Origin of the sequence: Bradyrhizobium campsiandrae (assembly GCF_014529705.1) — a bacterium.
In the GTDB taxonomy this organism is placed as follows: Bacteria; Pseudomonadota; Alphaproteobacteria; order Rhizobiales; family Xanthobacteraceae; genus Bradyrhizobium; species Bradyrhizobium campsiandrae.
In genome coordinates, this window is the sequence record NZ_JAANIH010000044.1 from 46,288 (window position 1) to 67,262 (window position 20,975).

The 20,975-nt window shown below is 64.5% G+C and carries 23 protein-coding genes; 9 read left to right on the forward strand and 14 right to left on the reverse strand.

What is annotated here, in order from left to right; translation table 11 throughout:
• Positions 1–3: 3 nt before the first annotated feature.
• The 5 genes from G8O24_RS28090 to G8O24_RS28110 all read right to left on the reverse strand — a co-directional run bounded on the left by G8O24_RS28090 (position 4) and on the right by G8O24_RS28110 (position 4,136).
• Entirely contained in the window at positions 4–756 is a 753-nt protein-coding gene (locus G8O24_RS28090) for a haloacid dehalogenase type II (protein ID WP_188105019.1), read from the reverse strand.
• 129 nt (positions 757–885) lie between these two features.
• Positions 886–1,401: a GNAT family N-acetyltransferase gene (locus G8O24_RS28095; protein ID WP_188105020.1), complete on the reverse strand. Its 516-nt coding sequence runs from the start codon at positions 1,399–1,401 to the stop codon at positions 886–888.
• 112 nt (positions 1,402–1,513) lie between these two features.
• The gene (locus tag G8O24_RS28100) at positions 1,514–2,449 is read right to left on the reverse strand and encodes a glycosyltransferase family 2 protein (protein WP_188105022.1); all 936 of its coding nucleotides are present in this window, start codon (positions 2,447–2,449) and stop codon (positions 1,514–1,516) included.
• Positions 2,446–3,597, reverse strand: coding sequence for a hypothetical protein (locus tag G8O24_RS28105; RefSeq protein WP_188105023.1), 1,152 nt, complete (start codon positions 3,595–3,597; stop codon positions 2,446–2,448). The genes G8O24_RS28100 and G8O24_RS28105 overlap by 4 nt, the downstream gene beginning before the upstream one ends.
• A 47-nt stretch (positions 3,598–3,644) precedes the next feature.
• Positions 3,645–4,136: an NUDIX domain-containing protein gene (locus tag G8O24_RS28110; RefSeq protein WP_188105025.1), complete on the reverse strand. Its 492-nt coding sequence runs from the start codon at positions 4,134–4,136 to the stop codon at positions 3,645–3,647.
• An 86-nt stretch (positions 4,137–4,222) separates the two neighbouring features.
• Between G8O24_RS28110 and G8O24_RS28115 the strand changes: the two genes are divergently transcribed.
• Positions 4,223–5,104 carry a metallophosphoesterase family protein gene (locus G8O24_RS28115; protein WP_188105069.1) on the forward strand — a complete coding sequence of 294 codons (882 nt, stop codon included), beginning with the start codon at positions 4,223–4,225 and terminating at the stop codon, positions 5,102–5,104.
• A 23-nt stretch (positions 5,105–5,127) separates the two neighbouring features.
• On the opposite strand, the gene G8O24_RS28120 is transcribed toward G8O24_RS28115, so the two are convergent.
• From G8O24_RS28120 to G8O24_RS28130, 3 genes are all read right to left on the reverse strand, one after another.
• Positions 5,128–5,682 carry a hypothetical protein gene (locus G8O24_RS28120; RefSeq protein WP_188105027.1) on the reverse strand — a complete coding sequence of 185 codons (555 nt, stop codon included), beginning with the start codon at positions 5,680–5,682 and terminating at the stop codon, positions 5,128–5,130.
• Between the two features lie 195 nt (positions 5,683–5,877).
• Positions 5,878–6,087 (reverse strand): DUF4170 domain-containing protein, encoded by a 210-nt coding sequence (locus tag G8O24_RS28125; RefSeq protein WP_008560963.1) that lies wholly within the window; start codon positions 6,085–6,087, stop codon positions 5,878–5,880.
• A 29-nt stretch (positions 6,088–6,116) separates the two neighbouring features.
• Positions 6,117–7,751 (reverse strand): isocitrate lyase, encoded by a 1,635-nt coding sequence (locus G8O24_RS28130; RefSeq protein WP_188105028.1) that lies wholly within the window; start codon positions 7,749–7,751, stop codon positions 6,117–6,119.
• Between the two features lie 232 nt (positions 7,752–7,983).
• Between G8O24_RS28130 and G8O24_RS28135 the strand changes: the two genes are divergently transcribed.
• Positions 7,984–9,429 carry a helix-turn-helix domain-containing protein gene (locus G8O24_RS28135; protein WP_188105030.1) on the forward strand — a complete coding sequence of 482 codons (1,446 nt, stop codon included), beginning with the start codon at positions 7,984–7,986 and terminating at the stop codon, positions 9,427–9,429.
• 181 nt (positions 9,430–9,610) lie between these two features.
• Here G8O24_RS28135 and G8O24_RS28140 read toward each other — a convergent pair whose 3' ends face one another.
• Positions 9,611–9,904 carry an antibiotic biosynthesis monooxygenase gene (locus G8O24_RS28140; RefSeq protein ID WP_188105031.1) on the reverse strand — a complete coding sequence of 98 codons (294 nt, stop codon included), beginning with the start codon at positions 9,902–9,904 and terminating at the stop codon, positions 9,611–9,613.
• Between the two features lie 358 nt (positions 9,905–10,262).
• On the opposite strand from G8O24_RS28140, the gene G8O24_RS28145 reads away from it, so the two are divergent.
• Positions 10,263–11,072 (forward strand): hypothetical protein, encoded by an 810-nt coding sequence (locus G8O24_RS28145; protein WP_188105033.1) that lies wholly within the window; start codon positions 10,263–10,265, stop codon positions 11,070–11,072.
• Positions 11,073–11,240: 168 nt separating this feature from the next.
• Positions 11,241–11,609, forward strand: a complete 369-nt coding sequence (locus tag G8O24_RS28150) for a hypothetical protein (protein WP_188105035.1) — start codon at positions 11,241–11,243, stop codon at positions 11,607–11,609.
• Between the two features lie 43 nt (positions 11,610–11,652).
• Here G8O24_RS28150 and G8O24_RS28155 read toward each other — a convergent pair whose 3' ends face one another.
• Complete coding sequence (locus G8O24_RS28155; protein ID WP_188105037.1) at positions 11,653–12,294, reverse strand: tetratricopeptide repeat protein; 642 nt, start codon at positions 12,292–12,294, stop codon at positions 11,653–11,655.
• Between the two features lie 136 nt (positions 12,295–12,430).
• Positions 12,431–13,399, reverse strand: a complete 969-nt coding sequence (htpX, locus tag G8O24_RS28160; RefSeq protein ID WP_188105038.1) for a zinc metalloprotease HtpX — start codon at positions 13,397–13,399, stop codon at positions 12,431–12,433.
• Positions 13,400–13,551: 152 nt separating this feature from the next.
• Between htpX and G8O24_RS28165 the strand changes: the two genes are divergently transcribed.
• The 5 genes from G8O24_RS28165 to G8O24_RS28185 all read left to right on the forward strand — a co-directional run bounded on the left by G8O24_RS28165 (position 13,552) and on the right by G8O24_RS28185 (position 17,247).
• Positions 13,552–13,791, forward strand: coding sequence for a hypothetical protein (locus G8O24_RS28165; RefSeq protein ID WP_188105040.1), 240 nt, complete (start codon positions 13,552–13,554; stop codon positions 13,789–13,791).
• Positions 13,788–14,015 carry a hypothetical protein gene (locus G8O24_RS28170; protein WP_188105042.1) on the forward strand — a complete coding sequence of 76 codons (228 nt, stop codon included), beginning with the start codon at positions 13,788–13,790 and terminating at the stop codon, positions 14,013–14,015. Before G8O24_RS28165 ends, G8O24_RS28170 begins: the two co-directional genes overlap by 4 nt.
• 34 nt (positions 14,016–14,049) lie before the next feature.
• Positions 14,050–15,354, forward strand: coding sequence for a lytic murein transglycosylase (locus tag G8O24_RS28175; RefSeq protein ID WP_188105044.1), 1,305 nt, complete (start codon positions 14,050–14,052; stop codon positions 15,352–15,354).
• Between the two features lie 109 nt (positions 15,355–15,463).
• Positions 15,464–15,967 (forward strand): DUF1993 domain-containing protein, encoded by a 504-nt coding sequence (locus G8O24_RS28180; RefSeq protein ID WP_188105046.1) that lies wholly within the window; start codon positions 15,464–15,466, stop codon positions 15,965–15,967.
• 179 nt (positions 15,968–16,146) lie between these two features.
• Positions 16,147–17,247 (forward strand): alkene reductase, encoded by a 1,101-nt coding sequence (locus G8O24_RS28185; RefSeq protein WP_188105049.1) that lies wholly within the window; start codon positions 16,147–16,149, stop codon positions 17,245–17,247.
• A gap of 82 nt (positions 17,248–17,329) precedes the next feature.
• Here the strand turns inward: G8O24_RS28185 and amaB are convergent, their stop codons facing one another.
• From amaB to G8O24_RS28200, 3 genes are read right to left on the reverse strand one after another with little or no spacing between them, the layout of a single operon-like run.
• Positions 17,330–18,895 carry an L-piperidine-6-carboxylate dehydrogenase gene (amaB, locus tag G8O24_RS28190; protein ID WP_188105050.1) on the reverse strand — a complete coding sequence of 522 codons (1,566 nt, stop codon included), beginning with the start codon at positions 18,893–18,895 and terminating at the stop codon, positions 17,330–17,332.
• A 28-nt stretch (positions 18,896–18,923) separates the two neighbouring features.
• Entirely contained in the window at positions 18,924–20,081 is a 1,158-nt protein-coding gene (locus G8O24_RS28195; RefSeq protein WP_188105052.1) for an alpha-hydroxy acid oxidase, read from the reverse strand.
• A gap of 7 nt (positions 20,082–20,088) precedes the next feature.
• On the reverse strand, positions 20,089–20,967 hold the full coding sequence (locus G8O24_RS28200; RefSeq protein WP_244646027.1) for an IclR family transcriptional regulator: 879 nt from the start codon (positions 20,965–20,967) through the stop codon (positions 20,089–20,091).
• Positions 20,968–20,975: the final 8 nt, after the last annotated feature.

The following is a 20,975-nucleotide window of genomic DNA, read 5'->3' on the forward strand; positions in this document are numbered from 1 at the left end:
GAGCTAGTTCGCGAGAAAGCGTAGCAGGTCCGCCATGCCCTGCCCCTCACCATCAGGAACGGCGTCCAGTTGCTCGCGCGGCAGCGTCTGCCGATTGACCCAGAACGTGGGATATCCGAACAGTTTTGCGCCGGCGGCGTCCCAGCCGGCGAAGGCGGCGAACAGAATCTCCTCGCGTTTCAGGCCGAAGGCGTCGACGCCCATCTGATAGGCTCGCGGATCAGGCTTGTAGGCGCGAACCGCATCCGTGCTGAGCTGAAATTCGAACGTGCCCTCAAGCTCTGTCCCCCCGATATTGCCATCGAACATGGCGGGCGAGAAATTGCTCAGCAGCGCCAACCGCAAACCGCTCTCCTTCAGCATGGACAAAGCGGGCAAGACGTCGGGCCAGAGCGGCATCTTGAGATAGCTGTCGACGAGCGCGCTTCGCTTGACCCCGGTGAGTTCGAGATCGAGCGACTTGCAGGCGAACACCAGGGCATCGTCGATCACGCCGGGAAAGTCACGATAGTGTCCTGTCATGGTGCGGAGCCATGTGTACTCGAACTGCGTCCTTCGCCAGACATTTGACAGCTCGGCGCCGCGTCCGGGAAACAGGTTCTCGGCCAGAGCGAAGATCGGACGCGGATCGAAAATCGGAAAGCCGTCGAACGCGACCGCCTTGATCGGTGCACCTGCTCCGCGGGAGGAGGCTGCAATTCCGGTCACGGCAGCAAGAGAGGTGATCGCGAGAAGTTGGCGGCGGCTGAAGGGCATTTGAATGCCTTCGTATGGTGGACGAGTTGAAGCGGGCTTCCGACTTGCCCGGCCACGACGGGCAAAGTCCCGCCAGTGGCGATCGTCCATCGGCTTGGAATATTCCCGATTGAGGATCGACTCTCGTCCTTACCCCCGCGCCTTGCTCCAGTCCGGAGCCACGGCGCCCGCGACGCCCTCAAAGGCGCCATCGACGAGTTCGAACACCAGGACGCGCGCGGCATCGACCGGGCCCGGCATGGTGACACGGCCCTTCGCGACCGGCTTGAAGCCGACCCGGCTGTAATAGGGCTCGTCGCCGACCAGCAGCACGAGACGATGGCCCTTGTCCTTGGCATCCTTCAAGGCCCGCTCCATCAGCATGCGGCCGATGCCGCGGCTGCGGAATGGCGGCTCGACCGTGAGCGGCCCGAGCAGCAACGCCGGCGTCTCCCCGATCATGATCGGCAATTGCCTGACGGAGCCGACCAACAGCGTGCCGATGCGGGCGGTAAAGGAGACGTCGAGCAGGTGATCGACATGCTCGCGGATGCGATAGGCGCTGAGCACGAAACGGCCGGGGCCGAACGTGCGCTCGTGCAGCCGCTCGATCGCCTGGGCATCGCCTGGAGCTTCGGGGCGGATGGTAATGGAGAGATCGTTCATGTTGCCAAAGCGTTTTCGAGCGAAGTGGATCCCGGTTCGCGTTAAGAAAACGCGTCAAAAGAAGAAGCCGAGTAGCATCTGGACGTTCGGTCGTCTACCGGAGCCGTCGAGTTCAGTCCCTTTTCAGCGCCGGCTGGGACAGATAGGCCAGCATCTTCATCTCCCGCCGCCCTCGCGTCACGGTATCGAGCACGAGACCCGAGGAGACCGACAGCAGCGCCATGATCACCAGGCCCATCGACAGCACGGCGGTCGGCAGGCGCGGCACCAGCCCGGTCTCGATGAAGGTGATCACGATCGGGATCGCAAGGATGATCGCGGCCAAAGCCAGCAGGATCCCGATCACGGTGAAGAAACGAAGCGGCCGCTCGGAGCGGTACAGCTTCAGCATGGTGCCGAGAATGCGAAAGCCGTCGCGCCAGGTGTTGAGCTTCGAGAACGAGCCTTCCGGCCGCGCGTAATAAGGCGTCTCGACCTCAGCCACAGGCAGCGACAGCTCCAGCGCGTAGACCGCGAGCTCAGTCTCGATCTCGAAGCCGTCCGACAGCACCGGGAAGGACTTGACGAAGCGGCGCGAGAACACGCGGTAGCCGGACAGGATATCCTTGAAGGCATGGCCGAACGTCGAGGCCAGGAAGCCGGTCAGCATGCGGTTGCCGGTGCGATGGCCGAGGCGATAGGCGGCCTCGGACTGGTCGATGCGAAGCCCGACCACCATGTCGAGATGCTCGTCGAGCAGCTTGTCGATCATGCCTGGGGCGCTTGGCGCGTCGTAGGTGGCATCGCCATCAACCAGCACATAGATGTCGGCCTCGACGTCGGCGAACATGCGGCGCACGACGTGGCCCTTGCCCTGCCGCCGCTCGCTGCGCACGATCGCGCCCGCCTCGCGCGCGACGCTCGCGGTGCGGTCGCGCGAATTGTTGTCATAGACATAGATCTCCGCCCTGGGCAGCGCGGCGCGGAAATTGGCCACGACGGTCGCGACCGCCGCCTCCTCGTTGTAGCACGGCACCAGCACGGCGATGCGGGGTTGAGCCGATGTCATCGCGGCAGCGCCTCCAGGCTGGCCGGCTCACAGCCAACCGATGCAGCCTCGCGCGTCGCGGCCGGCTGAAGCAGACCGGCGAACGACAGCGTCCACAGCGATAGCATCGTGATGGGCACGACATAGTACGGCGTGAAGATCGGATGAGTCATGAAGAAGCCGAGATTGAAGGCGAGGTTGCCGGCAACGACGAGCGCGGCCAGCCGCTTATGCCTCTCGCGGGCCCCTAGCAGCCAAGCCGTCGCACCAACCGCCAGCAGGATCAGCACGAACTGCATGTCGCGCAGATACTGACCGAAGACCGCGAGATCGAAGGTCGGCCCTACCACATCGGCGCTGCCATAGGTGGTCGCCAGCGCGCTGCCGGCGTTGATGGCCTGCGCGGCCAGGGTGGGCACCATGCCGACGAGCACACCGGCACCGAAGGCAAGGCCCTGCACGAATGTCGCGAGCGATCGCGTCCACAGGAACGGAATGCCGAGGAACAGGAAGTAGCCGGCCGCGAGCAGCGCGTTCGGCAATCTGAAATTCACGGACGCGCCGAGCAGGAGGCCGATCAGCGCGATCATCAGAACGCTGCGTTTGTCTCTGCTCAGCCACACCGCGGTCAGGAAGCCGGCAACGGCGCACACGGCCATGGTCGGCGCGACCGAATAGCTCGCCTTGGCCGGGTTGACCATGAGATAGACGGCAAGCGCGCCGAACACGCCAGCGCCAACGACCGACCACGGCGTCCGCGCCAGAACAATGCCCGATAGCGCAAGCCCGCACACGATCAGGCTCGCGGCAATGTAGAGCGGCACAACCTGGTGGCCTTCCGGAAACAGCGCCAGCAGGAAACCGGTACCCGGCGGATATTGCAGCACGAGCTTGCCGCCCTGCATCGGATTATGGCAGGGCCACTGGGCCGGATCCTTCCACTCGGAAAACGCGATCTCCTTCATCTTGCCTTCGAAATAGCGATCGTCGTCCCTGAGCGCATTGGTGTCGAGCCCGCCGGCGCCGAAGCGCTGAAACAGATGTGCCTGCCTCAGATAGCAGATGTCGTCATAGACCCCGCGCGCCTCGCTCCAGCGCGACATTGCCCAAATGTTGCTGGCGAGGATCGCGAGGCAGATCAGGCCAAAGACGAGTTTTACAGCTTTCATCAGGTTTCCGTGGCGCCCGTGCGGACCCGTACTAGCATAGCCGGCCCTCAGCGCCATGTCGCCATCAGGGGCTTGCCGTCGAGCACTTCCGCAATCCGCAGCCGCGTGCCGGGCGTCACTCCCTCCGGCAGCGCGGCGGTATCGAAGAACCCGCATTCGACGATCTCGCGATTGGGCGCGGGCAGGCGATCCTGCCGGAAATGCCTGACGACATAGACCGCGACATGGTCGCGGCGGGAGACATGGCTGTTCAGGAAGATGCCGTGCAGCATGGCCTCTCCGATCAGGTCGATGTCGCCCTCCTCCTTGAGCTCGCGGCGCATCGCCTGTTCCATGGTCTCGCCGTGGTCGACACCGCCGCCGGGCAGATACCAGCCGGTGACGTAGCTGTGCTTGACCAGGAACACCTTGTTGTCGGCATCGAGCACCACGGCGCGGACGCCGAGCGTCATGCCGCGAACCACCAGGAAATAGGCGTGGAAGACGCGCCGCAAGAACGGCTCGAATCTCCGTCGGATCCGGTTCAGACGCTCTCCCATCAGCCCAGGCTTCCCTTGCGCGACGGGCGCGACCTTGCCATTACAGCGAGGGAATAGCGAGGCAATCGCGCGCGATGACATCTTTCCTGGCACCCTTCACGCTCGCCCATCTGTCTGACCCGCATCTGCCGCCGCTGCCGAAGCCACGGCTGATCGAGCTCGCCGGCAAGCGCGCCCTCGGCTACATCAACTGGACGCGCAACCGCCACAAATACCAGCGCCGCGAGGTGCTCGACGCGCTGGTCGCCGACCTGCATGAGCAGGCGCCCGACCACATCGCGGTGACGGGCGATCTGGTCAATCTGGCGATGGAGGCGGAGTTCGCACCGGCGCGCACCTGGCTCGACGGCGTCGGTCCGCCCGACCGCGTCACCACGATTCCCGGCAATCACGACGCCTATGTGCGCGCGACGTTTCAGCGCTTCGGCGAGACCTTTGCGCCCTATATCGCTGATGACGACGGCCGCATCGGCTTTCCAGCCGTTCGGCGGCGCGGACCGGCCGCGCTGATCAGCCTGTCCAGCGCGGTACCGACGGCGCCGTTGATGGCAACGGGCACCCTCGGGCGTCACCAGCTCAACGCGCTCGAACAAGTACTCGACCAGCTCGCGAGCGAAGACGTCTTTCGCGTGCTGCTGGTGCATCATCCGCTGAAATCCGACGCGCGCCTGAAGCGGCTGACGGATTCGGCGGCGCTGCTGGCGCTGCTGAAACGCAGGGGTGTCGAGCTGATCCTGCACGGACACGACCACATCCATTCGACGATGTGGCTGGAAGGCCCCAATGGCGACATTCCCGCGATCGGCGTGCCATCGGCCTCCGCGCTCGCGCACGGACGCTACCCGGCGGCGGCCTACAATCTGTTCGAAATCGAGAAAGCCAATGAAGGCTGGCGCTGCGAGCAGATCGTCCGGAGCATCGATCATGGCTTGCAGATCCGGGAGATCAAGCGCACGCGGGTGGTGTAGTTCGCGCACCGACGAAAGCGGCCTCACCAGCTGCGCAACGCCGCGAGCACCGCAACACCGAACAGCGCGGCGGCCCCGAGGATGAAGCCGAACACGAACGGCCAGAGGCGCGAACGGCGCGGCGGCGCGGCGGCCTCCTGCTTCGGCTCCGATGGCACCACCATCGCGTGCTCGCGCTCGATGATGCGGCGGGCGACGTAGTCGGTCACGGCGTCGACGATGACAGCGGTGTCGTGCGATTCGGCGAGCACGATGCGGCCGAAGCGGGTATCCTGGACGAAGCGGTACTGCCGCTTGTCGCGCCCCATCATGATGTGGGCGACGACGTCGATCCAGAGCCTGGGCGTGTCACCCTGGCTGATGCCGCGGTCGAACAGGTCGATCCTGTCGGGCACCTGGGCGAACAGCGGATCGAGCGCGTCGTTGAGGATCTCGAGCCGCGCCACCTCGGCATCCCTGAGATCGACGACCACGCCGGTCCGGTCGGCCGCCTCGATCCGAGCGCGCAACAGCGCATCGCGCAGCCGCACCGGGCGCGGCTGGCTGGGATTGGTACCGCTGGTCTCGGGCTCTGACATTGCCGTCCCTGTCCTCAACTCTCCCGTTAACCTATCAGCAACCATCACCCCCGCAAAGGGCCCATCATTCCAGAGACTTACGGCGCCCACAGGGGACTGACCTGTGCCAAAAACAGACGATCCCACCCAGGCAGAGCCTGGATGGGACCATCCGTCCTTGGACGTCTTCTTGATTTGAGGTCGGCAGCGGGACCGTCAGGCCGAAACGCGCGACGGCTCTTCCACGATGGAGAAGCGGACGCCGGCCTTGTGGCGGCTCTCTTCCGACACCTCGCGCCAGCAGTCCTCGGCTTCCTTGCGGGTCTTGAACGGACCTTTGACCTGGGCCGAGCCTTCGACGAGCTTGTGGAAGTTCATCGAGCCGAACTCGCCGCCGATCACCCAGAAATTGCTGCCTTTGGTCATTGTCAGTCTCCTCTCGAAGTCGGGATTCGTTAGCCGAACTGGTTCATGGTGTTGTGAGCGCCGCCCGCCTTCAGGGCCGCTTCGCCTGCGAAGTACTCCTTGTGGTCGTCGCCGATGTCGGAGCCGGCCATGTTCTGGTGCTTGGCGCAGGCGATGCCCTGACGGATCTCCTGGCGCTGCACGTTCTTGACGTAGCCGAGCATGCCCTGCTCGCCGAAATACTCGCGTGCAAGATTGTCGGTGGACAGCGCGGCCGTGTGATAGGTCGGCAGCGTGATCAGGTGGTGGAAGATGCCGGCACGCTTGGCCGAATCCGCCTGGAAGGTCCGGATGCGCTCGTCGGCTTCCTGCGCCAGCGGAGTCTCGTCATATTCCGGCTTCATCAGCTCGGCACGGCTGTACTTCGAGACATCCTTGCCGGCCTCCTTCCACGCATCATAGACCTGCTGACGGAAGTTGATGGTCCAGTTGAACGACGGCGAGTTGTTGTAGGCGAGCTTCGCGTTCGGAACGACCTTGCGGATGCGGTCGACCATCCCGGCGATCTGCTCGATATGCGGCTTCTCGGTCTCGATCCAGAGCAGGTCGGCACCGTTCTGGAGCGAGGTGATGCTGTCGAGCACGCAGCGGTCTTCGCCCGTACCGGGACGGAACTGGTAGAGGTTCGAAGGCAGCCGCTTCGGACGCATCATCTTGCCGTTACGGTTGATGATGACGTCGCCGTTGCGGGCGTTCTCCGCCGTCACTTCCTCGCAGTCGAGGAAGCTGTTGTACTGGTCGCCGATGTCGCCCGGCTTGTGGCTGACAGCGATCTGCTGCGTCAGGCCGGCGCCGAGCGAGTCGGTACGGGTGACGATGACGCCGTCTTCGACGCCGAGCTCGAGGAAGGCGTGGCGGCAGGCGCGGATCTTGGCAATGAACACCTCGTGCGGCACGGTGACCTTGCCGTCCTGGTGACCGCACTGCTTCTCGTCCGAGACCTGGTTCTCGATCTGGAGCGCGCAGGCGCCCGCTTCGATCATCTTCTTGGCGAGCAGATAGGTCGCCTCGGCATTGCCGAAGCCGGCGTCGATGTCGGCGATGACCGGCACCACGTGAGTCTGGAAGTTGTCGATCTTCGCGATCAGCTCCTTCTCGCGGGCCTTGTCGCCTTCCTTGCGCGCCTTGTCGAGGAGACGGAAGATGTCGTTCAGCTCGCGGGAGTCCGCCTGACGCAGGAAGGTGTAAAGCTCCTCGATCAGCGCCGGCACCGCGGTCTTCTCGTGCATCGACTGGTCGGGCAGCGGACCGAACTCGGAGCGCAGCGCCGCGATCATCCAGCCCGAGAGGTACAGATAAGTGCGATCGGTCTTGCCGCCGAAGTGCTTCTTGACCGAGATCAGCTTCTGCTGCGCGATGAAGCCGTGCCAGCACCCCAGCGACTGGGTGTACTTGGTCGGATCGTTGTCATAGGCGGCCATGTCGGCGCGCATCAGCGCCGCGGTGTAGCGGGCGATGTCGAGCCCCGTCTTGAAACGGTTCTGCAGGCGCATGCGCGCGACCGCCTCGGCCGTCACCCCGTTCCAGGTCGGCTGGGTCTTGAGGAGCGCCTGGGCCGCATCGATCTCGCTCTGATACGAGGCCGGGCCCTGGAGGGTGTTGATGCCACGGGGCTGGTAGTTCATGTGCCTGATCCCTTTCGACGGATGACAAAGCGAGGCCGTGTCATCGACATTTTTGACAGTGCATTGCGAAATGCGTGTCACGAGATAAACGCGAGAAAGGGAAGTTCGTATAGAGGCCTTGTATTTGAATGGTGATGTCATGTAACATAAGAACATGTAATAGATGTTATTTTGTAAATTTTGTAAATTATAGGTCAGAAGGACTGACCTTGATGCATCTGGAGGCCTGAAAATGCCCGCCGAGACCGGGAAAAAGCTGTTCGTCGGCCCGCGCTTCCGGCGGATCCGGCAGCAATTGGGGCTGTCGCAAACCCAGATCGCCGAGGGGCTCGGGATCTCGCCGAGCTATGTCAACCTGATCGAGCGGAACCAGCGCCCGGTGACCGCGCAGATCCTGCTGCGGCTGGCCGAGACCTACGATCTCGATCTGCGCGATCTTGCCACGGCCGACGAGGACCGGTTCTTCGCCGAGCTCAACGAGATCTTCTCCGATCCCTTGTTCCGCCAGATCGACGTCCCCAAGCAGGAGCTGCGCGACCTCGCCGAGCTCTGCCCCGGCGTCACCCATGCGCTGCAGCGGCTCTACGCGGCCTATACCGAGGCGCGGCAGGGCGAGACGCTGGCCGCCGCCCAGATGGCCGACCGAGACGTCGGCACGCGCTATGAGGCCAATCCGGTCGAGCGGGTGCGCGAGCTGATCGAGGCCAACAGGAACTATTTTCCGGAACTCGAACAGGCCGCGGAAGCCCTGCGCGACGAACTGAACGTGCCGGCTGAAGGGCTCTATGCGGCCCTCGTTGCGCGGTTGCGCGAGAAGCATTCGGTCCAGACCCGCATCATGCCTGTCGACGTGATGCGCGAGACGCTGAGGCGCTTCGACCGTCACCGCCGCCAGCTCCTGATCTCCGAGCTGGTCGATCCGCCCGGCCGCGCCTTCCAGCTCGCCTTCCAGCTCGGGCTTGGCGAATGCGCACAAGCCCTGGAGACCATCATCGGCCGCGCCGGGCCGCTCGACGATGCGCCGCGGCGGCTATTCCGGATCACGCTCGGCAATTACTTTGCGGCAGCCGTGATGATGCCCTATCCCGCCTTCCTCGCTGCGGCCGAAGCGCTGAACTATGACATCCATGTGCTGGCGCAGCGCTTCAACTCCGGCTTCGAGCAGGTCTGCCATCGCCTCACCACGCTGCAGCGGCCGAACGCGCGCGGCATTCCGTTCTTCCTCTTGCGCGTCGACAATGCCGGCAACGTCTCCAAGCGCTTCTCCTCCGGCACGTTTCCGTTCTCGAAATTCGGCGGCACATGTCCCTTGTGGAACGTGCACTCGACCTTCGACACGCCGGATCGGCTGCTCAAGCAGGTGATCGAGTTGTCCGACGGCACGCGCTATTTCTCGATCGCGCAGATGGTGCGCCGCCCCGTCGCACCACACCCGCTGCCGCAGCCGCGCTTTGCCATCGGCCTCGGCTGCGAGATCCGCCATGCGGCGCGTCTGACCTACGCCGCCGGCATCGACCTCGAGAAGACGGAGGGCACGCCGATCGGCGTCAACTGCCGCCTCTGCGAACGCGAAAACTGTTCGCAGCGCGCCGAGCCGCCGATCACGCGCACGCTGATCCTGGATGAGACGACGAGAAGGGTGTCGAGCTTCGCGTTCTCGAACGCGCGGGAGTTGTGAAGGGCGCGTCTGCGCGCTTGGTGGAAGGCGCACGCCACAATCTCGGTGTCGTCCCGGCGAAGGCCGGGACCCATAACCACGAGATTCAGTTTGGCGAAGACAGGTAACTCTGATCTCGCGCCATAACTGCTCCCTGGGAGTATGGGTCCCGGCCTTCGCCGGGACGACTCGTGGAGAGAGCTCACGCCAGCGTATGCACGATCACCGGCCCCGCGGCGGCGCTTGCATGCCCTGCCAGCAGCGCGCCGAGATCCTTCTCGATCCAGGCGATGGCGCGCTTGTTGGCCTCCTCGGCCTGCTCGAACTTGTCGAAGATGGAGATCGCGGTCACCGTGTCGTCGCCGGCATAGACCACGTAATAGGCCCTGAAGCCATCGACGTCGCTGATGATCGGAACGGCGCCGTCCTTGATGCGGCGCGCCAGCTCTTCGGCGCTTCCGCTCTTGGCCTTGGCCTGACGGATGGCGGCATACATGGCATCCTCCCTTCCGGCTATCTGAAGCTTGGTGCTGCTCAACCTACACCCGAAAGCAGATTCCGTCATCCTGAGGTGCGAGGCGAAGCGGCGCACGGGGAGCCTCGAAGGATAAACGGCCACAGATGCAGCCGGGCCGTTCATCCTTCGAGGGCCGCCAAGAAGCGGCCACCTCAGGATGACGGAATCTGCTCGCGGCTGGATCGACCTTGGTTAATCCTGCCCTAACCCGATGCCACGATCTGCAACCCAGGATTAAGCGCGCTTCAACATCACGGCCTTAGTCTCGCCCCACTCACTTTTCGCCAACAAGAGCGGTCTATCCTGCCGCGTGAAGTGACATCAGGGGGTTTTCATCATGCGCATTGCGTTGCTGCTGACCGCGACCATTGTCGGGGCGCTGTTCGCCGATCCGTCCAACGCCGGCTCGCTCGACGTCGCGTCAGCCGATGCCGCGAAGGCGCTGCCGCCCGGTTTCCAGAACTACCGCGGCTACATGTTCGACGTGTCGGAGGCGTCCGATCGCAAGGACCTCGACAAGCTCACCGACAATCTCAAGCAGCAGATCGACGTCGTCGAGGCCGCGGGCCTCTCGCCGCGCGTGATGCGCTTCTTCCGCACCGTCCCGATCATCGCAAGCGAACTCGCCTGCCTCGACGAAGGCGCCGCGACCGCGTGCTATGGCCGGGTCACGCCGGACGTCCAGCGCACCACGCCGCGCACGTTGACGGTGTGGGACCACGACAAGCAGCGCTGGACCAATCCCAATGCCGTCGACCTCGCGGTCGATTCCGGGCTCGGCGTGATCATGGTCCGCCCGGACATGATGCGCTACGAGAAGGAGGCCGTGCTGCTCCACGAGATGCTGCACGCCTATCATGCGCGGTTGCTGCCGGACGGCTACGCCAACAAGGGCGTGATCAGCTATTACGCCTACGCCAAGTCCAAGGACCTGTTGCCCAAGGAAGCCTATGCGATGAAGAATCACATGGAATTCTTCGCGGTGACCGCCAGCATCTTCCTGGCCGGCAAGAGCGACTACCAGGACCCCAAGACCCGCGAGGCGCTCAAGGAGAAGATGCCCGACTACTACAAATATCTGGTCGGCGTGTTCGGCTTCGATCCAGATCCGACGGCATCAGCCGGACCGGTCGCCTCGCTGAAATAAGGCCGGCACAGCGCATCCCGCCACTGCCAGAAGCCGCGCGAAATGCGCGGCTTTCCGTTTTGGTGGCCGGAAGCTGCGGATGACGGCCGTTCGGGAATTGCCAAGGTGGGGGCTGATCTGCATAGTCCCGCCGCATCGATTGAGACTGTTTCGAAGAGGATGGAAGACATGGCGGACGCCGACCTGGATGTCGTGATCCGGCAACTGGCCAGACAGCTGCATACGGGCCTGATGTCCCGCGCCAAGGAGCGGCGGGATCGTTTCAATGGCCTTGCGGCCAAGGCCAAGAGCAACGAGACCGGCACCCGCTTCAAGATGATGGCCAAGGCCACCATGGAGCAGGCCACCGCCGCCGCAAGGCGCCTGCAGATGTCGGCCGACAATGTCGCCGACAGCTACGCCCGCGCCATGCGGCTCGCCGCCAGCACGCCCATCGCGGTGAAGGCTGAGAAGCCGGCCAAGGAAAAGCCGGTGAAGGAAAAGCCGGTGAAGAAGGCCGCCAAGGCCAAGAAGGCAAAAGCCAAGAAGGCGGAATAGTCGCCAACGTCTTGCGACTCCCCTTCCGGGAGGAAAAGAAATCTCACCGCCGCGGCGTCGCGACCTGGGCCGGCTCGGCTTGCAAGAGCTCGGCGAGTTTTGCGCGGGCGGCATCGCGTGCCGGGCCATCCTTGCCGGGCGGCAAGGCGAGGGCGGCTTCGAAATCGGCGCGGGCATCGTTGGCCTGGCCGCGGGCGAGGAATGCGAGACCACGGTCGAGGCGGGCCTGCGCATCCGCAGGATCAAGGCGGACCGCCGTGCTGTAGCTCAAGATCGCACGGTCGAGATCGCCGTTGGCGGCGAGCGCGAGCCCGCGCTCGCGATAGGGCGCAGCCGGCCTGGGATCGAGCGCGATTGCCTCGTCATAATCGGCGATCGCAAGGCCCAGATCGCCGTTCTGCCGGTAGGCCTGCGCGCGGTCGCGATAGAGCGAGGCGCGGTTGGGATTGAGGTGGATGGCCTCGTTGAAATCGGCGATCGCCCGGCCGTTGTCGCCGTGGCGCAGCGCAATCCGTCCCCGCCCCTCATAGGCGAAGGCAATGAGGGAGCCGCGCAACGGCGAGAAACCGATCACGGCGGAGCAGACATCGGGCTCGTCCTCATCGCCGCAATTCACGACCGTATGCGTGGACAGGCCGATGGCCACGCCCAGGACGATCAACAATGGTACGGCCAGTCTGGTCATCTTCGACGGCGGCAGGCAGCGGGCCGGCCACGCATCCCCTTTCGAGAGAACAGCTTTCGCTTGGGTGTTAACACCGGCCGGGCCAGCCCTCTGTGCGCCAGGTCACAAAGCCGGCCAAAATCCCGCCGGTTCCGTCTCAGCCCCAAGGACCACGTGAAGAACCGCGTGAAGGACCAATGGAAGATCCTCGCGAGGACGGGCGGCCCCACGGCCCCTGCGGCGGGTAGTTCTCGTTGGCGCCGACCGACGGCGCGGCCCGCGTGCCGAGCTCGGCCGCGAGCTGCTGGAGCGCGGCGATGCGGTTCTGCGTCGAGGGATGGGTGGCGAAGAGATTGTCGACGCCATGGCCCGACAGCGGGTTGATGATGAACATGTGCGCGGTGGCCGGATTGCGCTCGGCATCATAATTCGGCACCTGGTGCGCGGCGCTTTCGATCTTCACCAGCGCCGACGCCAGCCACATCGGCTGGCCGGCGATCCGCGCGCCAAGATTGTCTGCGGCGTATTCGCGGGTGCGGCTGATCGCCATCTGCACCAGCATGGCTCCGAGCGGCGCCAGGATCATCATCAGGATCGATCCGACGATGCCGGGGCCGTTGTTGTCGCGATGACCGCCGAAGAACATGCCGAACTGCGCCAGCATGGAGATCGCGCCCGCGATGGTGGCGGTAACAGTCATCAGCAGCGTGTCGTGGTTCCTGATGTGGGCGAGCTCGTGGGCGATCACGCCGGCGAGTTCCTCGCGGCTGAGCTGGTTCATCAGGCCGACGGTGACGGCAACGGCGGCGTTCTCGGGGTTGCGGCCGGTCGCGAACGCGTTCGGCTGCGCCTCGTCCATCACGAACACGCGCGGCATCGGCAGGCCCGCCCGGCCCGCAAGCTCGGCGACGAGCCCGACCAGCTCCGGCGCGCTCTGGCGGTCGACCTCGTGGGCGCCGTACATCGACAGCACTGCGCGGTCGGAATTCCAGTAAGTGAAGAGATTGGTCGCGGCAGCAATGAGAAGCGCGATCATGGCGCCGTTCGCGCCGCCGATCAGATAGCCAACGCCCATGAACAGGGCGGTCAGGCCTGCGAGAAGCATTGCGGTACGAAGATAGTTCATGGCCGTCTCCCGGGCCGGTCACGAGCACCGGAGGCGTCGATGGCCGGCAGACATGAGGTAGGAATGACCCCGGCCGGCCCGCAAGGTTTCAGGGTGCGTCGCGGAGCCGCGGCTATTGACGCAGCCCGGGGCACCCGGGCACGATCCAAACCATGCATTTCGAAATTCTCGGCGATATCACCGAGGTCGAGACCTTCGCCAGCGGTTCGGGCATTCGCGAGATCGCCCGACTCCGACGCATCTATGGGCGTGGACGGTGGCGCAAGCGCAAGGGGATTGCCCAAGTGCGATTATCCAATGGCTCTACCCATCTCGCTGAGATACACTGGTATGAAGCTGCCGGGATCGGCCGCAAGGAATTCAAAATCAAGAGCCTGTTCCGACCAACATGACGAAATCGCGAGGCAAGCAACTTGTGATCTGCGTGGATAATGAGGGTTACGAGGCGTCCCTCGAGAAACGCAAGGTCTACGTGACACTGCGCGATCCGGCCGCCGACAAACTCGACATGCTGCGGATCGTCGATGAGTCCGGCGAAGACTATCTCTATCCGAAGAGCTACTTTCGCGAGATCGCACTTCCCCTTGCTGTAAAACGTGCCGTCTTGGCGGCCTAGCAGATCCCCGACAGCACCAGAGATATCAATACCGATGAACTGCCTTGGTTCTCACCTTGCGGTCGCAGCGATCACCGCCTCGTTCGCGCTCTGCCTTCCCGCTTCCGCCCAGCTCGTGCCGCCGCCCGCAAAGCCAGCCGCGCCGAAGGCGCCCTCACCGCGCGCGGCCTCGTGCCACAATGGTGCAAGCTTCGATCGCTTCCTGGCCGAGGTGAAACAACAGGCCGTTGCCGCCGGCGTGTCGCAGCGAACGATATCGGAGGCTTCGCCCTATCTCGTCTACGACCAGAGCATCGTAAACCGCGACCGCGGCCAGCGCGTGTTCGGCCAGCTCTTCACCGAATTCGCCGGCCGCATGGCCGCGCCCTATCGCATGCAGAACGGCCAGCAGCACATCAAGCAGCACGCAGCGGCATTCGCGCGCGCCGAGAAGGAATACGGCGTGCCGCCGGCGGTGATCGCCGCGTTCTGGGGGCTCGAGAGCGACTTCGGCGCCAACATGGGCAACCTGCCGACGCTGAAATCACTGGTGTCGCTGGCCTATGACTGCCGACGCTCGGAGATGTTCGTGAACGAGACCATCGCCGCGCTGAAGATCATCGACCGCGGCGATCTCACGCCCGACGAGATGATCGGCTCCTGGGCCGGCGAACTCGGGCAAACGCAATTCCTGCCGACGCATTATGTCAATTACGCCGTCGACTATGACGGCGACGGGCGGCGCGACCTCCTGCGCAGCGAGGACGACGTGATCGGCTCGACGGCGAACTACATCGCCAACGGATTGAAGTGGCGGCGCGGCGAGCCCTGGCTGGAAGAGATCAAGGTGCCCTCGAGCCTGCCCTGGGATCAGACCGATCTCAGCGTGCAGCTGCCGCGCGCGAAATGGGCACAGTTCGGCGTCACCTATCCCGACGGAAGGCCGCTGCCGAACGACAATCTCGCAGCGTCCGTGCTGCTGCCGATGGGACGCTTTGGGCCGGCCTTCATGGCCTACGCGAATTTTGCGGCGTACACCGAATGGAATAATTCGCTGATCTATTCGACCACCGCAGGCTATCTCGCCTCGCGTATTGCAGGTGCCGCGCCGATGCGCAAGCCGGCGGCGCCGATCGCGCAATTGCCGTTCAATGAGCTGAAGCAATTGCAGCAGCTTCTGGTCCAGGCCGGCTTCAATGTCGGCAAGGTCGACGGCGTGCTGGGCCAGCAGAGCCGCGCCGCCGTGAAGGCGATGCAGATCAAATACGGCTTGCCGGCCGATTCCTGGCCGACCGCCGAGCTTCTGGCCCGGATGCGCGGTGGCACGGCGCAGGCGCAGCCCGCGAGCACGGTGCGATAGAATTTTCGCACCGCACAAGCCATTTTCACGATTGTATTATTCCATGAGGCTCCCATGTGAGTGGCTCAGGTTTTCTCCTGAGATTTCCCACCATTGAAGCGAGCATCACATGTCCTTCTACGACGCCGTCGTCCCTGCCTATTTGCAAATGCTGAACAGCCTGACCGGCCTGCTCACCAAAGCCGAGGCGCATTGCGCGGCGAAGAAGATCGACCCGAGCGTGCTGCTCGGCTCCCGCCTCTTCCCGGACATGCTGCCGCTGTCGAAGCAGATCCAGCTGGTCAGCGATTTCGCCACCAAGGGTTGCGCGCGGCTGACCCATAGCGAGGTGCCGTCGAACCCCGATACGGAAAAGACCTTCGAGGAGCTGAAGCAGCGGCTCGCCAAAACCATCGACTATGTGAAGTCGTTCAAGCCCGAGCAGTTCGAGGGCGCTGACGCCAAGGATGTCACCTTCCCGACCGGGCCGGATAAAACCACGACCCTGAAGGGCCAGCAGTTCCTGAGCAATTTCTCGCTTCCGAACTTCTATTTCCACGCCACGACCGCTCACGGCATCCTGCGCCACAACGGCGTCGAGATTGGCAAGCGCGATTTCATGGGCCTGACCTGATTTGCGGATTCGCACGGCTGCGACAGCCGAATTCCGCTGTCGGGGCCGGAATTGCACATGAATTATGCTGCGCGGGGCCTGCCGCGCAGCTCGCCTGCACTTTCCGTATGGCTCATCCCTTGCGCCTGATGCCGCGATGCACAAGTGTTCCAGACCTCTCAACCCCTGGAAGCACCCCAATGAGCCGCTCCACCAAATTGTTTGAGTCCTACAAGCTCGGCCCGATCACGCTGGCCAATCGCCTGGTGATGGCGCCGCTGACGCGCAACCGCGCCGTCCCCGGCACCTTCGTACCCGGCGCGCTCGCCGCCGAGTATTACAGCCAGCGCGCCTCGGCCGGCCTCTTGATCACCGAGGCGAGCCAGATCTCGCAGCAGGGCCAGGGCTACCAGGACACGCCCGGCATCTATTCGAAGGAGCAGGTCGCCGGCTGGCGCAAGGTCACCGACAAGGTGCACGAGCGCGGCGGCAAGATCTTCATCCAGCTCTGGCATGTCGGCCGCATCTCGCATGTCGATCTCCAGGCCAATGGCGCAGCCCCGGTGGCGCCGAGCGCGATCCGCGCCAAGGGCAAGACCTTCGTGAACGGTACCTTCGCCGACGTCTCCGAACCTCGTGCGCTCGAGCTCTCCGAAATTCCAGGAATCATCGACGACTTCAAGCGCGCCACCAAGAATGCGCTGGAAGCCGGCTTCGACGGCGTCGAGATCCACGGCGCCAACGGCTATCTGCTCGAGCAATTCGCCAAGGACGGCGCCAACAAGCGCGCGGACGCTTATGGCGGCTCGATCGAGAACCGCGCAAAGCTCATGCTGGAGGTCTCCAAGGCCGTTGCTGCCGAGGCCGGCTCCGACCGTACCGGCATCCGCATCTCGCCGGTGACGCCCGCCAACGACATCTCGGATTCCAACCCGCAGGCGCTGTACGACTACATCGTCGATGGCCTCAGCGCGCTGAAGCTGGTGTATCTCCACGTCGTCGAGGGCGCCACCGGCGGGCCGCGCGACATCGCCCCGTTCGACTATGCGAGCATCCGCAAGCGCTTCGCGGGTGCCTACGTCGCCAACAACGGTTACGATTTCGATCTCGCCACCAAGGTGCTGGACGCTGGCGCAGCCGATTTGATCGCCTTCGGCAAGCCATTCATCTCCAACCCCGACCTGGTCGAGCGGCTGAAGCAGGGCGCGGCGCTGAACGATTGGGACAAGAACACGTTCTATGGCGGCGGTGCCAAGGGGTACACCGATTACCCGACCCTGGCGGCCGAGCCGGCGGAGTAAGCCTCGATCCACCCGAACACTGCCATGCCCCGCCTTGTGCGCATTGCGCGCGGGGACGGGGCATGATCCGCGTTTGGATCGGTCACACCACGTCGAACTTGACGCCCTGGGCCAGCGGCAGCGTGCGGCCGTAATTGATCGTGTTGGTCGCTCGCCGCATATAGGCTTTCCACGCGTCAGATCCGGACTCGCGGCCGCCGCCGGTCTCCTTCTCGCCGCCGAAGGCGCCACCAATCTCCGCGCCGGATGGGCCGATATTGACGTTGGCAATGCCGCAATCGGAGCCACGCGCCGACAGAAATGTCTCAGCTTCGCGCAGATCATTGGTGAAGATGGACGACGACAGTCCCTGCGAGACCGCGTTGTGGAATTCGAGCACGGCGTCGAAATCGCGATACTTCATCACGTAGAGGATCGGCGCAAAGGTCTCGTGCTCCACCGGTCCGGTCTGCGCGGCGATCTCGACCAGCGCCGGGCGGACATAGTAAGCGTCGGCCGCCCCTTCGATGGCAATGCGCTCGCCACCCTGGACTTGCGCTCCGGCAGCGATTGCGGCCTCGAGCGCACTTTGCATGGCGCGATAGGCCGCGCCGTCGATCAGCGGACCAACCAGGTTACCGCCTTCCAGCGGGGAGCCGACGGTGACGGATGCATAGGCCTGCTTAAGGCGCGGCACAAAGCTGTCATAGACGCTCTCGTGGACGAACAGCCGACGCAACGTCGTGCAGCGCTGTCCCGCCGTTCCCATCGCGGCAAAGGCAACGCCACGCAGCGTGAGGTCGAGGTCGGCCGTGGGTGCGACGATCGCGGCGTTGTTGCCGCCGAGCTCGAGCAGCGCCCGGGCGAACCGGCTGGCGAGTCGCGGACCGACCGCGCGTCCCATCGCCGTGGAGCCGGTGGCCGAGACCAGCGGCACCTTGGCATGGTCGACGAGCGCCTCGCCGATCGCACGGCCGCCGAATAGCACCGCCGCAAGACCCTGCGGCGCGCCTCCGCCGGCGTCATTGAAGCGTTTGAGAGCGCGCTCAAACAGGGCGTGTGTCGCAAGTGCGGTCAGCGGTGTCTTCTCCGACGGCTTCCAGACGAGGCTGTTGCCGCACACCAGCGCCAGGGCTGCGTTCCAGGCCCACACGGCGACCGGAAAATTGAACGCAGAGATGATGCCGGTGACGCCGAGCGGATGCCAGCTTTCCATCATGCGATGCTCGCCGCGCTCGGTCGCGATCGTCAGGCCGTAGAGCTGCCGCGACAGGCCGACCGCGAAATCGCAGATGTCGATCATTTCCTGAACCTCGCCGAGACCTTCGGAGACGATCTTGCCGACCTCGATCGACACCAGTCGGCCCAAAGCCTCCTTGCCGGCGCGGAGCTCCTCGCCGAACAGCCGCACAAGCTCCCCTCGCTTGGGTGGCGGCACCAACCGCCAGCCGAGATACGCCGCGTGCGCCTGTTCGATCACGCCGGCAGCTTCGGCTGCGCCGATCTCCACGACGCGGCCAATGATCCCGCCGGTGATCGGCGTACGAATGACGAGGGCTCCCTCGGTATAGTCGGAGCGCTTGACGCCGAGCGCGGCGAGAAGCCTGTCGACTTCGCCGGCAAGATCGGCATTGGCGGTAAGCGTCTGCGGTGCTGATTTGACGGACATGGCGGTTTTCCAAATGTTGCAGTTGATCTTAGTTCCGTAGCTCGCTCGCGCGCCCATTGCGCAAGGCCGGTACGCAATGCGCGCCCAGGAAGGCCATGGCGGTATCCATCTCGCGCAGAACCATGCGCAGGACGGCTTCGGCGCCCGCCTCTCCCCCGACTGCAAGCCCCCACAGCGGCAAGCGGCCGAGAAGCACGGCTTCCGCGCCCAGTGCAAGATATTTGAGGACATCGGTGCCGCGCCGGACGCCGCTGTCGGCCAGAATCGTCAGACGACCCTTCACGGCGCCGACGATCGCCGGAATGCAATCCACGGGAGCCGGCAGACAGTCGAGATTGCGCCCGCCATGGACCGAGACCACGATGCCATCGGCACCGATCTCGACGGCCTTTTCGGCATCCTCCACTGCGAGCACGCCCTTGATGGTGAGCTTGCCTGGCCAGATCCCGCGCAGCCAGCGCATGTCATCCCAGCTCAGCCTGTTCTCGAGCCGGACCGCCTCGGCGATCTCAGCGCGGGTGATGGCGGTGCGAAATGCTTCCGGATAATGGCCGTAGGTCGGCACACCCTCGCCCATGAGATAGCGCACGAGGACCCCGAACAGCCAAGCTGGATGCAGTGCCACGTCGATCATGCTGCGCAGCCGTGGCTTGAAGGGAATGCCGAACCCGTTGCGCTCATTATACTCCCGGTTCGGCGAGACCGGCGTATCGACGGTGACGAGCAGGTTGTCGCAGCCGCAGGCGCTCGCCCGCTCCAGGAGGCGTGCCGTCAGGGCGCGATCGCGCCAGACATAGAGCTGGAACCAGAGTAAGGCATCCGGCGCGCCGCGCCGGATCGCCTCCACTGATGTCACAGATTGCGTCGAGATGCAGACAGGGATGCCGACGCGCGCGGCCGCGCGGGCAAGCTTCGTCTCCCCGTCATGCGACACGAGACCGGCGAGCGCTGTCGGCGCGACAACGAGGGGCGCGGCGATCGTCCGGCCGAACAACACCGTGTCGAGATCGCGCCTGTCGTGCCCTGTCAGCACCGCGGGCAGCAAGGTCATAGCGTCAAGCGAGTCACGCAGGCGCGTCAGTGCGGTTTCGTCCTCCGAGCCGCGATCGATGTACTCGAACAGCCCGCGCGGGAGGAATTGTCGCGCGCGGCGGCGATAGTCGCTGGCATTGAGGAGCATCGGCATCGGCGTTTCAGGCCGCGTAGCGTTTGAACTTGGATTTCGAGATCGAGGTTGCGGCGACGTGAACGTGCTGAACGAGCTCGGCCTCGGCACGCTCCTTGGTCCAGCGCGTCGTCGGCACGGAGATGTTGACCGCGGCGATAGCCCGCCCGTGCTCGTCGATGATCGGTGCCGCGACGGAAATATCGCCCATCACGCTTTGGTTGATCTGGATCGAATAGCCGCGCCTGGCGGCGAGGTGCACCTGCTCTAGGAGCTGATCGGGATCCGTAATCGTGTGCGGCGTGAGTGGTTCGAGCCGCGTACGCTTCAAGAGGTCCTGTTGCTGCGCCTCGGGAAGGGCCGCCAGGATGGCTATGCCGGACGCCGTGAAGTAGGCCGGCAGCCGGCTTCCGATCACGAAATCGATATGGATGAGGTGCTGTCCGGGAAAGCGCGCCACGAACACGACCTCGTGGCCGTCGAGCTCATGCAGGTTGCAGGTCTCGCCGAGATTGCGGCTCATGTCGAGCAGATAGGGCGAGGCTTTGTCGATGAGCGCGTTGGCCTTGAGGTAGCTGTGCGAAAACTGCAGCACCTTCGAGGTGAGGCCGTAATTGCGCGTACCCTCGATTCGCTTGAGATAGCCGAGGGTCTCGAGCGTATAGACCAGGCGCTGGGTTGCGCTGCGGTCGAGACCGGCCGCGCGCGCGATGTCAGCCAGCGTCATGTAGCGCTGCGGCCCATCGAAGGCATGCAGGACCTGGAAAGCTTTTTCGGTCGAGCCGACGAACAAGGACGAGCGCGGCTCATCGGCCTTGACGGTCGTCTTCGCGCCGGACGTCTCGCTGGTTTTGGCGGCCTTTGCCTTCGCGGGCCGGCCGTCGCTCGCGCGGCTGCTACGCGCCATGCTGCCAT